Annotated in this window: 7 protein-coding genes; 6 read left to right on the forward strand and 1 reads right to left on the reverse strand. The window is 70.2% G+C overall.

Annotation, left to right across the window (positions count from 1 at the left end; all coding sequences use genetic code 11):
• Positions 1-97: 97 nt before the first annotated feature.
• From DAT37_RS40680 to DAT37_RS40705, 6 genes are read left to right on the forward strand one after another with little or no spacing between them, the layout of a single operon-like run.
• The gene (locus DAT37_RS40680) at positions 98-1792 is read left to right on the forward strand and encodes an ABC transporter substrate-binding protein (RefSeq protein ID WP_109530271.1); all 1695 of its coding nucleotides are present in this window, start codon (positions 98-100) and stop codon (positions 1790-1792) included.
• Entirely contained in the window at positions 1777-2736 is a 960-nt protein-coding gene (locus DAT37_RS40685; RefSeq protein ID WP_109530272.1) for an ABC transporter permease, read from the forward strand. Before DAT37_RS40680 ends, DAT37_RS40685 begins: the two co-directional genes overlap by 16 nt.
• The gene (locus DAT37_RS40690; RefSeq protein WP_109530273.1) at positions 2733-3587 is read left to right on the forward strand and encodes an ABC transporter permease; all 855 of its coding nucleotides are present in this window, start codon (positions 2733-2735) and stop codon (positions 3585-3587) included. The genes DAT37_RS40685 and DAT37_RS40690 overlap by 4 nt, the downstream gene beginning before the upstream one ends.
• Positions 3584-5398, forward strand: a complete 1815-nt coding sequence (locus tag DAT37_RS40695) for a dipeptide ABC transporter ATP-binding protein (RefSeq protein WP_109530274.1) — start codon at positions 3584-3586, stop codon at positions 5396-5398. The genes DAT37_RS40690 and DAT37_RS40695 overlap by 4 nt, the downstream gene beginning before the upstream one ends.
• The gene (locus DAT37_RS40700) at positions 5395-6186 is read left to right on the forward strand and encodes an SDR family NAD(P)-dependent oxidoreductase (RefSeq protein WP_109530275.1); all 792 of its coding nucleotides are present in this window, start codon (positions 5395-5397) and stop codon (positions 6184-6186) included. Before DAT37_RS40695 ends, DAT37_RS40700 begins: the two co-directional genes overlap by 4 nt.
• Positions 6187-6242: 56 nt before the next feature.
• Positions 6243-6665 carry an ester cyclase gene (locus DAT37_RS40705; protein ID WP_109530276.1) on the forward strand — a complete coding sequence of 141 codons (423 nt, stop codon included), beginning with the start codon at positions 6243-6245 and terminating at the stop codon, positions 6663-6665.
• 54 nt (positions 6666-6719) lie between these two features.
• On the opposite strand, the gene DAT37_RS40710 is transcribed toward DAT37_RS40705, so the two are convergent.
• Positions 6720-12917 (reverse strand): type I polyketide synthase, encoded by a 6198-nt coding sequence (locus DAT37_RS40710; RefSeq protein WP_109530277.1) that lies wholly within the window; start codon positions 12915-12917, stop codon positions 6720-6722.
• Position 12918 lies beyond the last annotated feature (1 nt).

The raw sequence follows: 12918 nt of genomic DNA on the forward strand, positions 1-12918 counted from the left end.
GTCATAGCAGTCACCGATCGGCAGTCCGGAACCGAATCGATGGCGTTTCTCCGTGCGTGCACGAATTCGCGAACCTTCCTTTCCGAGAACAGGTGCCATGTCTCCAGACAATGAATCAGCGCGTCCCGACCGCCGGGCACGCGGCACTCTGCGCCGCAGCCGTGGGCGGTGGCTGGTCGCCGGTGTCGTCGTCGCGGCACTGGTGGCCGTGAGCGTCGTCGTCGCGGTGACCCGGTCGGATTCCGACGACGCGGCCGGTGACACCCCGACGCATCACGGCACCCTGGTCTACGGGGTCGCCGGGACCCAGGTCTCGCTGGATCCCGCGGTCGCGGCCACGGCCGTCACCAGCGTGATCAACCGCAACATCTTCGATTCCCTGATCGTGCAGACCGGCCCCGACACCTTCGCGCCCTGGCTGGCGACCAAGTGGACCGTCTCGCCGGACGGCACGACCTACACCTTCACCCTGCGTGACGGCGTCAGCTTCCACGACGGCACCCCGTTCGACGCCACCGCGGTCAAGGCCAGCCTCGACCACGTCGTCGACCCGAAGACGAAATCCGCCTACGCCGCCTCGTTGATCACCCCGTACCGGGAGACCAGGGTTACCGCCCCGAACGTCGCCGAGGTAGTTCTCGCGCAGCCGTTCACCCCACTGCTGCAAGCACTTTCGACTCCGAGCCTCGGCATCCAGAGTCCGAAGGCGCTCGCCGAGCCGAGCACGAGCTACCGGCCGGTCGGTACCGGTCCGTTCGCGTTCGAGCAGTGGGAACAGGGCCGTAGGGAGACCCTGGTGCGCAATGCCGCCTATTCGTCACCGCCCGACGGTGCGGCACACACCGGGCCCGCCTATCTGGACAAGCTGGTCTTCGAATTCGTGCCCGAGGACGCGACCCGCTTCGGCGCGCTCACCAGCGGTCAGCTCCAGGGCATCGCCGGGGTGCCCCCGGTCTCCGCCGGACAGCTCGCCGACCGAGCCGGTTTCACCCTGCACAGCACCGAGACCCCCGGCCTCAACTACAACGTCTACCTGAACGGCACCCGTGGGCCGCTCCAGGATGTCGCGGTGCGCCGGGCGCTGTCGGCGGCGATCGACGTCCCGAAACTCGTCGACAACGTCTACTTCGGTCGCTATCCGGTGGCCGACAATCCGCTCACCCGCGTCACCGCCGCCTACGACGCGTCGGCGCGCGGCGAGCTCGCCACCTACCAGCCCGAGCTCGCGAAACAGCTTCTCGATCAGGCGGGTTGGAACCGCCTCGACGGTGACGGCTACCGGGTCAAGGACGGTCGCAGGCTGTCGCTGGTGTGGCCGTACTGGCCGGAGGGCACCCGGGAACAGCGCGAGGTGGTCGCCGAAGGCATCCAGGCCCAGGCCCGTTCGGTCGGCATCGAGATCCAGCGTCCCAAGGTCGATACCGGAACCTATATCGACGAGTACCTGATCGGCGGCGAGTACGACCTCGTCGACGTCAGCTTCGCCCGCCCGACCCCCGACGTGCTGCGTTTCGCTTTCTTCTCCACCAATACCTACGCCAAGGCGGGCGGCAATGTGGCGCTGGTCAATTCGCCGCAGATCGACACCTGGGTGACCGATGCCGCGTCGACCACCGATCCGGCACGGGCGGCGCGCAACTACGCTTCGGTGCAGCACGACGTGCTGAAACAGGCCTACATCATTCCCGTGTACACCCCGGTCAGTCTGACCGGATTCGCGAACACGGTGCGCGGCATCACTTTCGACGCGCAGACCTATCCGAGGTTCTACGACGCATGGCTCGCGTCCTGAATCGGGTGCCGGAGCCGCTGCGCTGGTTGATCGGTCGCCTCGCCCTCGCGCTCGTCGTCATCTGGGGCGCGGCGACCGTCACCTTCGCCGGACTGCTGCTGATTCCCGGCGACCCCGCCCGCGCCGTCGCGGGCGGGGTGGCGGCGACCGCCTCCCCCGAGGTGCTCGCCCGCATCCGATCCGAATACGGCTTCGACGATCCGGTCGCCGTGCAATATCTGCGTTTCCTGGCGCGGCTGCTGCGCGGGGACCTCGGCACGTCGTATCAGCAGAACCGGCCGGTGCAGTCGATCATCACCGAACAGCTCTGGGCCACACTGAGTCTGGCGGTCGGGGGCATGCTGATCGGCGCGTTGATCGCGATGACGCTCGCCGTGCTGACCGCGGACCGGCCGCGCTCGCGCTCGGTCGCGCGGTTGGCCGAATTCACCGCGTTGTCGATGCCGACGTTCTGGATCGGCTTCGTCCTGCTCGCGCTGTTCTCCTTCCGCTGGCAGGTGTTCCCCGTCCTGGGCAACGACGGCGTCGAGGCGCTGATCCTGCCGTGGATCACCCTGGCCATCGCGATCACCGGCGTTCTGTCCCAGGTGGCGCGCGACGGTATCGAACAGGCACTCGGGCAACCCTTCGCGCTGACGGTCCGAGCCAGGGGCGCGACCGAGACCAGGGTGCGTGTCGGCCACGCCCTGCGGCACGCCGCGCTGCCGGTGCTGACGATGTCGGGCTGGATGTTGGGGAATCTGCTCGGCGGGGTGGTGGTGGTCGAAACCGTCTTCGCCAGACAGGGTTTGGGGCAGGTACTGGTGACGGCGGTGCGAGGGCGCGACTATCCGGTGGTGACCGGTGTCGTCGTGCTCACCGCCGCGACGTTCTCCCTCATCAGCATCGCGCTCGACCAGCTCTATCGCGTGGTCGATCCCCGTATCGGGGAGTCGGCCCGGTGACCGGCGCCGTCGACGCACCGGAGGTGGTGCGACGCCGACCCGGCCGCCGGGTCCCGCCGTTGGGAACGGCGGTCGCCGGAATCGTCTTCGCCGCGATCCTGGTGGCCGCGGTGGCGCCGGGGCTGCTCGCGGGCTCGCCCGACGCGATCGATCCCGCCGTCGCGCTGCACGCGCCCGGTGGCGCGCATCCTTTCGGCACCGACTGGCTCGGACGCGACGTCTACGCCCGGGTGGTGCACGGCGCCCGAACCACCCTGCTGATCGGGATCGGTTCGACCGTGCTGGCCTGCGTCACCGGGGCCGTATGGGGGCTGGTCGCCGCGCTCGGCGGGCGTGTCGTCGATCAGATCGCGATGCGGGTCGCCGATGTCTTCCTGTCCTTTCCTGCCATCCTGATGGCGTTACTGGTGGTCGCGGTGCTCGGACCGGGCACGGTGAACGTCACGATCGCGGTGACGGTCGCTCTCGCACCGGGTTTCGCGCGCATCGTGCGGATCCGCACGCACCTGGTGCGCCAGTTCGCCTATGTCCGCGCGGCCCTGGATCAGGGCATCGCGCCGTGGCGGGTGGCCTGGCGGCACATCGCGCCGAATGTCCTGCTGCCCATCGGCGTGCTGGTGGTGATCAATATCGGCACCGCGATCATCATCGGGTCGTCGTTGAGTTTCCTCGGCCTCGGGCCGGAGAACGCCGTACCGGACTGGGGTTCCATGCTCGCCCAGTCTCGCAACTACCTGTCCGCCGCGTGGACGCTCGCCGTGTTCCCCGGACTGGCCGTGACGGCCACCGTGCTGTCGATCAGCGTGCTCGGGCGTGGGCTGCGGGTACGCACCGAGGAAGGCCCGCGATGACCGAACCCCTGCTGTCGGTACGGAATCTGTCGGTCGAATTCGGGTCGGTCGACGCGCCCGCGGTGCGCACCGTGAGCCTGCGCCTGGACGCCGGGAGATGCCTCGCCCTGGTCGGCGAATCGGGTTCGGGCAAGAGCGTGGTGGCCCGGTCGCTCCTGGGCCTGGCCGGAACCGGCGCGACCGTGCGGGCCGACACCATCGACTTCGATGGCACCGACCTGCGCGACCTGCCCGACCGGCACTGGCGGCGCCTCCGCGGCAGACGGATCGGCTTCGTCCTCCAGGACGCGCTGACCTCACTTGATCCGCTGCGCCGGGTCGGGCACGAGGTAGCCGAACCACTCCGGATCCATCGGCTGGTATCCCCCGACGACCTGGACGACGCGGTACTCGACCTACTCGAGGCCGTCGGCATCCCCGACCCCGGCGACCGACTGTTGCAGTTCCCGCACGAACTGTCCGGCGGACTGCGCCAACGGGCGCTGATCGCCTCGGCCATCGCGGCGAAGCCGTCGCTGCTCATCGCCGACGAACCGACCACCGCGCTGGACGTGTCGGTACAGCAACAGATCCTGCGGCTGCTCGACACCTATCGCACCGGCGGCACCGCGGTCCTGCTGATCAGCCACGACCTCGCGGTGGTGGCCGATATGGCCGACACGGTATCGGTCATGTACGCGGGCGTCGTGGTGGAACAAGGCAGTGCGGCGGCTGTTTTCGGCAATCCGGCGCACCCCTACACGGTCGAACTGCTCGCCGCGGCGCCGCGTATCGACGGACCCGCGCGGCGTAGCCGGGTCACGCCATGGGCCCCCGCGGCGCGCACCGGCTGCCCGTTCGCGCCGCGCTGCCCGCTCGCCGAGGACCGCTGCCGGGAGCGCCTGCCGGAGCTGACCGCCCTGGGCGACCAGCACGCCACCCGTTGCCTGCACCCCGGCGAGCACGTGCCACGGGAGCGCACCACCCACCGCCGCATCGGACGACCCGAGGAGGACTCATCACGGCCACTACTCGAATTCACCGACGTCTCACACCACTATCGGCGGCCGGACGGCACCGCCCGGCGCACCGTCGACTCGGTCTCGCTGACCCTGTCTCGCGGCGAAACGCTGGGAGTGGTCGGCGAATCCGGATCGGGCAAGAGCACACTGGCGCGGCTCGCGATGGCACATATCGCACCGGAGACGGGCACGGTCACCTTCGACGGACGACCGTGGAGCCTGTTGCGCGAACGTGCCCGCAGACCGTCACGACACCGCATCCAGCTCATCGATCAGGATCCGCTCAGCGCGTTCGACCCCAGGTACACCGTGGAGAAGATCATCGCCGAGGCGCTGCACCGACTCCCGTCGTCGACGGCGCGGGCCGGGCGGATCGTCGAACTCCTGCACTCGGTGGGGCTCGACCCCGGATTGCGGAACAGATTGCCCGCACGACTGTCCGGCGGTCAACGTCAGCGGGTGGCCATCGCCCGCGCGCTGGCCGGTGGGCCCGATCTGCTCGTCGCCGACGAACCGGTCTCGGCGCTCGATGTCACCATCCAGGCCCAGATCCTCGAACTCTTCGAGCGGGTGCAGCACGAGACCGGAACGGCCCTGCTGTTCATCTCGCACGATCTCGCGGTGGTCCGGCAGTTGTGTGACCGCGTCGCGGTCGTCCAGCACGGCCGGATCGTCGAAACCGGTCGCACCGAAGACATATTCGACGATCCGCGACACCCGTACACCCGGCAACTGCTCGACGCGATACCCCGCACACCGACCCCCACCGGGTCCACCCTCGTCGATCTCGTTCCGAAAGGTATTCGATGACCGAACTCCCATCCACCACCCCGGCGACCGAACCCGCCCGCCCCGTCACGATCGTCACCGGCGCCGCGTCCGGTATCGGCCGCGCCACCGCCGAATTGTTCGCCGAGCGCGGACATCACGTGATCGCCGTGGATATCGCCGCGCGCGGTCTCGCCGAACTGGGCGGGGGAATCGTCACCCTGACCGGTGACGTCTCCGCGGAGGCGATCAACCGCGCCGCCGTCGACACCGCACTGGAGCGCTTCGGCCGCCTCGACACCGTGGTACTCAACGCGGGAACCGGCGGAACCCCACCGCTGGAATCGGCGGGCGCGGTGGATTCGGCCGACCGCATCTTCGGGGTGAACCTGCGCGGACCGATCCACGGTCTCAAGGCGGCCGTGCCCGCGCTGCGCCGCTCGCGCGGCTCGGCGATCTTCACCGCCTCGGTCGCCGGATTGCGCGGCGACCCCGGGAACTGGGCCTACAACGCCTCCAAGGGGGCTCTGATCAACCTCGTCCGGGCCTTCGCGATCGACTATGCCGCGCAGGGTATCCGGATCAACGCCCTGGCCCCCGGACTGACCCGCACCGCGATCACGGCCAACGTGCACCAGGACCCCGCGCTGCTCGCCGCGATCGAACGCCGGATCCCGCTGGGCCGCTTCGCCGAACCCCGCGAGCAGGCCGAGGCCATCTGGTTCCTCGCCTCCCCCGCCGCCGGATACATCACCGGCACCACGCTCGTGGTCGACGGCGGGCTGGACGCCAATCTCGGCATCCTCCCGCTGCCCGGCCAATCCCTCTGACGCAGTACCGACCGCCGGACCCCGGTGGATCGCCCCCGATACGAAGGAGACAGACCGTGACAAGCGCATCGGAAACCAACAAGACCGTCGCCCGCCGCTTCTACGACGAAGTGGTCACCAAGGGCGATCTGGGACTGCTCGACGAGATCATCGCCGAGGACGGGCACGATTCCGCCGTGCCCGCGGGCGATGTCAAGGGCCGCGACGGATTCGTCGAACACATCACCTGGCTGCGCGCCAATGTCGAGAACGTCACCGCGACCGTCACCGACGTCATCGCCGAGGACGACCGCGTCGTCGTGTATTGGACCATCGACGGCACCCAGCGCGGTGAGATCTTCGGTGTGCCGAACAGCGGCAGGCATTTCACCGGGGTCAGCATCAGCACCATCCGATTCCGTGACGGCCGCATCACCGAATATTCCGTCCTGCCCGACCGACTCGGCATCATCGCCCAGCTCACCGGCGCTGTCGCCTGAGCCGATCCCGAATCGAGGTGGCATCCCGGAGTCCGGGATGCCACCTCGCGGCGTTCAGCGCTCCAGACTCTCCAGCCATGCCCGAACCGCCGCCGCGGTGGTCGGGCCGTCGTCCTCGAGCGCGGTGAAGTGGTCGCCCGGGATATCGGTGACGCTGTGCGGCTCCGGCCAGTACGCGCGCCAGTCCCGTGGGCCGTCGACCGTTGTCCCCGGCAGCGGATTCAGTGCCCGCAGCAGGTGGATCGGGGTGCGCACCGGCGTGGGCCGCCACTGCGCGAACACCCGGTTGTAGGTGCCCATGGTGGTGAGCCGCTCGTCCTGGACCGTCAGATCGAAACGGTCGACGCGGTCGAGCATTCCGGTGATCATCGACCCGATCCACCATTCCATGCCCGGCTCGGTGGCGGCATCGATCGGGTAGCTGTCGACGAGCACCATCCCGCGCGGGGACAGTCCCTCCTGTTCGAGCGCGACGGTGACGGCGTGCGCGGCGCACCCGCCCATCGACCGGCCGAGCACCACGAACGGCCGATCGCCGACCGCGGCCTTCAGTCCGTCGATGCCGAGGCGAACCACCGTCTCGACCGAATCGGGCAGTTCGTCGCTGCCCGCGGTGAATCCGGGCCACGGGACGACGTGGAAATCACGTTCGCCACCGAATTCCTTGGCCATCCTGGAGTATTCGTGCGGTCCGGAGATCGCGCTCAACGCGGGAAACGCGACCACGGCGGTGGGCGCGGGCCCCGAGGTGAGCCGGATCGGGTTCAGCGCGTGCTTCTTGCGGTCCTCCACGGTGAAGGTGCTCCGCACGTGGGAGGCGGCGATCAGCAACTGCGCCGCCTCGACGTGTTTGCCACTGTCGTGCATGCGCCGGTGCACGGAGGCGAGGCCCGTCGCCGTGGACCGCGTCGCCGAGGTGGCCGTGGTCGCCGAGGTGGCCGGGTCTTCGTCGATCGACTCCGAGAGATACCGCGCGATCGCGTCCGGTGTCGGATGATCGAATGTCAGCGTCGCGGGCAGCCGCGCCCCCGTCGCCCGGACCAGGCCGTTGCGCAACTCCACGGCGCTGAGCGAGTCGAGACCGAGTTCCACGAGTGCGCGATCGCCCGCGATACCGTCGGGATCGGGATGCGCCAGTGCCGCGCCGATCTCGGCGCGAACGAGTCCCAGCAGTACCCGGTGGCGTTCGGCGTCATCCTTGCCCGCCAACTCCCGCAGCACCGGCCGTTGCTGCCCGGCGGACCCGGCGGTCCGGCGCGGTGCGCGCACGAGCGAACGCAGCACCGGCGCGGTGGGCTCGACCTCGGCGCGGCGCGACAGCGCGCCGATATCGAATCGCGCCGCCACCAGCACGGCCCGATCGGCGCGTACCACGGCGTCGAACAGGGCCACCGCGAGCGCGGTGGGTAGTGAGCGCAGGCCACCGCGGGCGATACGGGCCCGGTCGGCGGCGGAGAGATGGGCGGTGGTGCCGCTCTCGCGCTCCCACAGCCCCCACGACACCGACACCGCGGGCAGGCCGTCGGCCCTGCGGCGGGCGGCGAGCGCGTCCAACTCGGCGTTGGCGGCGGTGTAGGCGCTCTGGCCCGGTCCGCCCAGCAGCGCGGACACCGACGAGAACAGCACGAACCGGGTCAGCGTGGCCGAATCCCTGGTCAGCTCGTGGAGATTGCGGGCACCGACACTCTTGGGCGCGAGCACGGCCGCGAGACGGTCGGCGGTGAGGGCGCCGAACAATCCGTCGTCGACCACGCCCGCGGCGTGCACGACCCCCGACAGTGGACGCGCGGGCGGAATCGCGGCGATCACGGCCGCCAATCGTTCGCGATCCGCGACATCCACCGCGCGCACATCGACGGTCGCGTGCTCGTTCTCCAATTCGGCGACCAGGTCCCGGGCGCCCGGCGCGTCGATGCCACGCCGGCCGATCAGCAACAGGTGCCGCACCCCGTGCGCCGACACCAGATGTCTGGCGATCTCCGCGCCGACACCGCCCAGCCCGCCCGTGATCAGCACGGTGCCCGCCGGATCCCACGGCGCGGTCCCGGCTTCTTCGGGCGGATCCCATCGGCTCAACCGGGGCACCAGCACCCGGCCCGCGCGCACGACGGTCTGGGTGTCTCCCTCGGACCCGAGCGCCACGACGCCCGGCAGTGCGGCGAGCGATTCCTCGGCATCGTCGATATCGGCGAGCAGGATCCGCCCGGGTTGTTCGGCCTGTGCCGAACGCACCAGTCCCCAGACCGCGGCGACGCCGGATTCGGGGATCTCGTCGTCGTCCGCGGCGATCCCGCGCCGGGTGAGCACGATCAGCGGCACCGTCTCGAACACGCTGTCGGCCAGCCAGTTCCGCAGCACAGGTAGAAGGTGCTCGACGGTCTTCGTGGGCAGGACGGCGACGCCCGGCGTGACCTCGCCCGCGGTGACCGCGGCGGCCAGGCCTGTCACGTCCGAGACGCGATCGACACGATGGCCGATCAGGCGGAGCCGATCGGGCAGGTCGGTGCCCGCGCCGTCGAGGATCACCCACGAGGTGGGAGCCGTGGACGTGGTGGACGCGGCCGTCCACGTCGGCTCGAACAGCACGTCGCGCAATTCCGAACGCGCCGAACGCAATTGCTCGGCCGAGACGCGGCGGGCGACCAAACTGTCGATGGTGAGCACCGGCGCTCCCGCCGGATCGGCCGCGTGCAGGGTCACCGTATCCGGGCCCGCAGGCGCGATCCGCACGCGCAGCGCCGCCGCACCGACCGCGTGCACCCGCACTCCGTTCCAAGCGAAGGGAAGCCGGTTGAATCCGGGCGGTACCTCCGCCAGCGCGCGCAGGGCGGGCAGGTGGACGGCGGCATCGAGCAACGCCGGGTGGATCGCGAAATTCTCGGCGTGGGGCCGTTCGGAATCCGGCAGGGCGACATCGACATACAGGTCACCGTGGCGCTCCCACGCCCGGCGCAGTCCCCGGAAGGCGGGTCCGTAGTCCAGGCCGGTGGCGAGCAGGGTCGGGTAGATGTCGTCGACGTCGACCGGGTGCGCGCCTTCGGGGGGCCACACGGTGAAATCGAAGCCGGGTTCGACGGCGGAGGTCGCCAGTGCCGCGACGGCGTGCCTGGTCCAGGCACCGTCCGCGCCGGTCGCGGCACGGGAATGGATACCGACCTCGCCCGCGCCGTCGCCGGTCCTCACCGTGACCTGGATGTCGACCGGATCGTCGGTCAGCACCAGCGGCGCTTCGACGATCAATTCGTCGATACCGGGTGCGCCGACTTCCTCACCCGCCCGCGACGCCAGCTCGAGCAGCGCCGTGCCCGGCACGATCACGGTGCCCAGCACGGCGTGATCAGCCAGCCACGGATGGGTCCGCAGCGACAGTCTGCCGGTGAGCACGACTGCGCCGTCGGCGGCGAGTGTGATCGCCGCGCCGAGCAGCGGATGACCGATATTCGCCACGCCACGGGCGGCGGTGTCGGATCGGAGCGCGGTCGGGGCGGCCCAGAAGCGCTGTTGTTGGAAGGCATAGGTGGGCAGCGGCGTTCGGGGCCGGGCCGCGACGATGACCGACCAGTCGACCTCGCCGCCGTTGGTGAATACGGTGGCCGCCGCGGTGAGCGCCGTGGTGATCTCGTCACGACCGCGACGCAGTGTCGCCGTCACCGCCACGGTGTCGCCGGAATCGAGGTTGGCCGAGATCATGGGAGTCAGCACGGCGTCCGCGCCGACTTCGACGAACGTGGTCACGCCGGCGTCGCGCAGGGTGCGCACCGCTTCGCCGAAGCGTACGGTGCCGCGCAGATGACGCACCCAGTACCGCGGGTCCGCCAGTTCCGCGCCGGTGACCACCGCACCGGTCGCGTCCGAGACCACCTGTGCGTCGGTGGGTTCGGTGAAGGTCAGCCCGGCGACGACGCTCTCGAATTCGGCCAGTACCGGATCCATGAGGGCCGAATGGAAACCGTGCGAAACCGGCAGGCGTTTGGTCCGCCTGCCCGCGGCCGCGAGGGCCGCGGCCACTTCCGACACCGCCGCGTCGTCACCCGAGATCACCACGGCGCGAGGACCGTTCACGGCGGCCACGGAGACGGCCGACGCCCCGGTCGCCGACCGCTCGATGAATTCGACGGCTTCGGCTTCGGTGGCCTGCACCGCCACCATGGCGCCACCGGTCGGCAGCGCGCCCATCAGCCGTCCCCGCGCGGCCACCAGCCGGGCGGCGTCGTCGAGCGAGAGCGCACCGGCCACGTGCGCCGCGACAACGCCGCCGATGGAATGGCCCGCTACCGCCGCGATCCGGATACCCCACGACCGCAGCAGCGCGACCAGGGCCGTTTCGACGGCGAACACCACCGACTGGGTGTAGACCGTCGTGTCGATGAGCCCTTCGGTACCCGGCGTGCCGAAGACGACATCGGCGACCGAGTGCGCCACCGCGTCGCCCAGATATCGGTCGAGCAGTTCCACGGCCGCGTCGAAAGCGGACCGGAAGACCGGGAAGCGCCGGTACAGCTCGGATCCCGCGCCCGCCCGCTGGCTGCCCTGGCCGGAGAACACGAGCCCGACGCCGCCGGGATTGTCGCCGACACCGGTGACGGCGCCTGCCACGCCGTTGCCCTCCGATACCGCCAGCAGCGCCGACCGCGCCCGCTCGCGGTCGGTCGCCAAGACGACAGCGCGGGATTCGAAGACGACGCGATCGCGCACCAGCGACGACGCGATCGACCCCGGATCCGGTGCGTCCTGTGCGGCGACGAAATCGGCCAGCCGTGCTGCCTGCGCGCGCAACGCTTCCGGGGTGACCCCGGAGAAGACGAACGGTAGTAGGCCGTTCGATTCGTGCGTCTCCGCGGCCACCGGGTCCGCGTCCGCTTCCGTGGAAACGGGCGCCTGCTCGATGATCACGTGCGCGTTGGTCCCCGAGACACCGAACGCGGACACTCCCGCGCGACGCGGTCGCCCGGTCTCGGGCCACGCCCGCGCCTCGCTCAGCAGTTCCACCCGTCCGGAATCCCAGTCCACCAGCGGCGACGGTGCGTCCAGGTGCAGCGAGCGGGGTAGACGTCCTCTCCTGATCGCCTCGACCGTCTTGATCACACCGGCCACGCCCGCGGCGGCCTGCGCGTGGCCGATATTCGATTTCAGCGAACCGAGCCAGAGCGGTTCACCACCGGTGCGCGCGCCGTAGGTCGCGAGGATGGCCTGCGCTTCGATGGGATCGCCGAGCACGGTCCCGGTGCCGTGTGCTTCGACGGCGTCGACGTCGCCGACCTCGAGGTCACCGTCGGCCAGCGCGGCGAGGATGACCCGTTGCTGGGCGGGGCCGTTCGGGGCCGTCAGTCCGTTCGACGCGCCGTCCTGGTTGATCGCGGATCCGCGCACCACGGCCAGCACCTCGTGGCCGTGCCGTTGCGCGTCGGACAGGCGTTCCACCAGCAGCACTCCGACGCCCTCGGCCCAGCCGGTGCCGTCGGCGCCCGCCGCGAACGCCTTGCAGCGTCCGTCGACCGCGAGTCCGCGCTGGCGCGAGAACTCGGTGAAGCCGATCGGCGTGGACATGACCGACGCCCCGCCCGCCACGGCCAGATCGACCTCGCCGGATCGCAGCGCCCGCACCGCGAGATGCAATGCCACCAGCGACGACGAGCACGCGGTGTCCACCGTCACCGCGGGCCCCTCGAATCCGAAGGTGTAGGCGATGCGCCCGGAGACCACGCTGCCGAGGTTGTTGATCGCCAGGTAGCCTTCCAGATCCTCGGGAACGGGGTCCAGCCGCGAGCCGTAGTCGTGCCCGGCCAACCCGGCGTACACCCCGGTTCGGCTGCCGCGGAACGCGTTCGGATCCAGACCCGCGCGTTCGAACGCCTCCCACGCGGTCCGGAGCAGCAGCCGCTGCTGCGGGTCCATCGACAGCGCCTCGCGGTGCGAGATGCCGAAGAAGTCGGGATCGAAATCGGCCGCGCCGTCCAGGAATCCGCCGTGCCTGGTGTAAGAGGTGCCGGGGCGATCGGGGTCGGGGTCGTAGAGCGCCGTCAGGTCCCAGCCGCGGTCGGCGGGGAACTCACCGACCGCGTCGCGTCCTTCCGAGACCAGCTCCCACAGTTGTTCGGGACTGCTGATGCCGCCGGGCAGCAGGCAGGCGGTGCCGATGACGGCGATCGGCTCGTGTGCCCGCGCCCGCACCTCGTCGAGCCGCTGTTGCAGCTTCTGTTCCTTCGCGATCGAACGCTTCAGGTATTCGCGGAGTTTCGTTTCGGTGGCCATT

This window comes from Nocardia aurea (assembly GCF_003123685.1).
Taxonomy (GTDB): domain Bacteria; phylum Actinomycetota; class Actinomycetes; order Mycobacteriales; family Mycobacteriaceae; genus Nocardia; species Nocardia aurea.

Bases quoted from the DNA above. Each gene is read 5' to 3' on its own strand.
- DAT37_RS40685 (WP_109530272.1), top strand. From the start codon at position 1,777: ATGGCTCGCGTCCTGAATCGGGTGCCGGAGCCGCTGCGCTGGTTGATC.
- DAT37_RS40695 (WP_109530274.1), top strand. From the start codon at position 3,584: ATGACCGAACCCCTGCTGTCGGTACGGAATCTGTCGGTCGAATTCGGG.
- DAT37_RS40710 (WP_109530277.1), bottom strand. From the start codon at position 12,917: ATGGCCACCGAAACGAAACTCCGCGAATACCTGAAGCGTTCGATCGCG.
- DAT37_RS40680 (WP_109530271.1), top strand. From the start codon at position 98: ATGTCTCCAGACAATGAATCAGCGCGTCCCGACCGCCGGGCACGCGGC.
- DAT37_RS40700 (WP_109530275.1), top strand. From the start codon at position 5,395: ATGACCGAACTCCCATCCACCACCCCGGCGACCGAACCCGCCCGCCCC.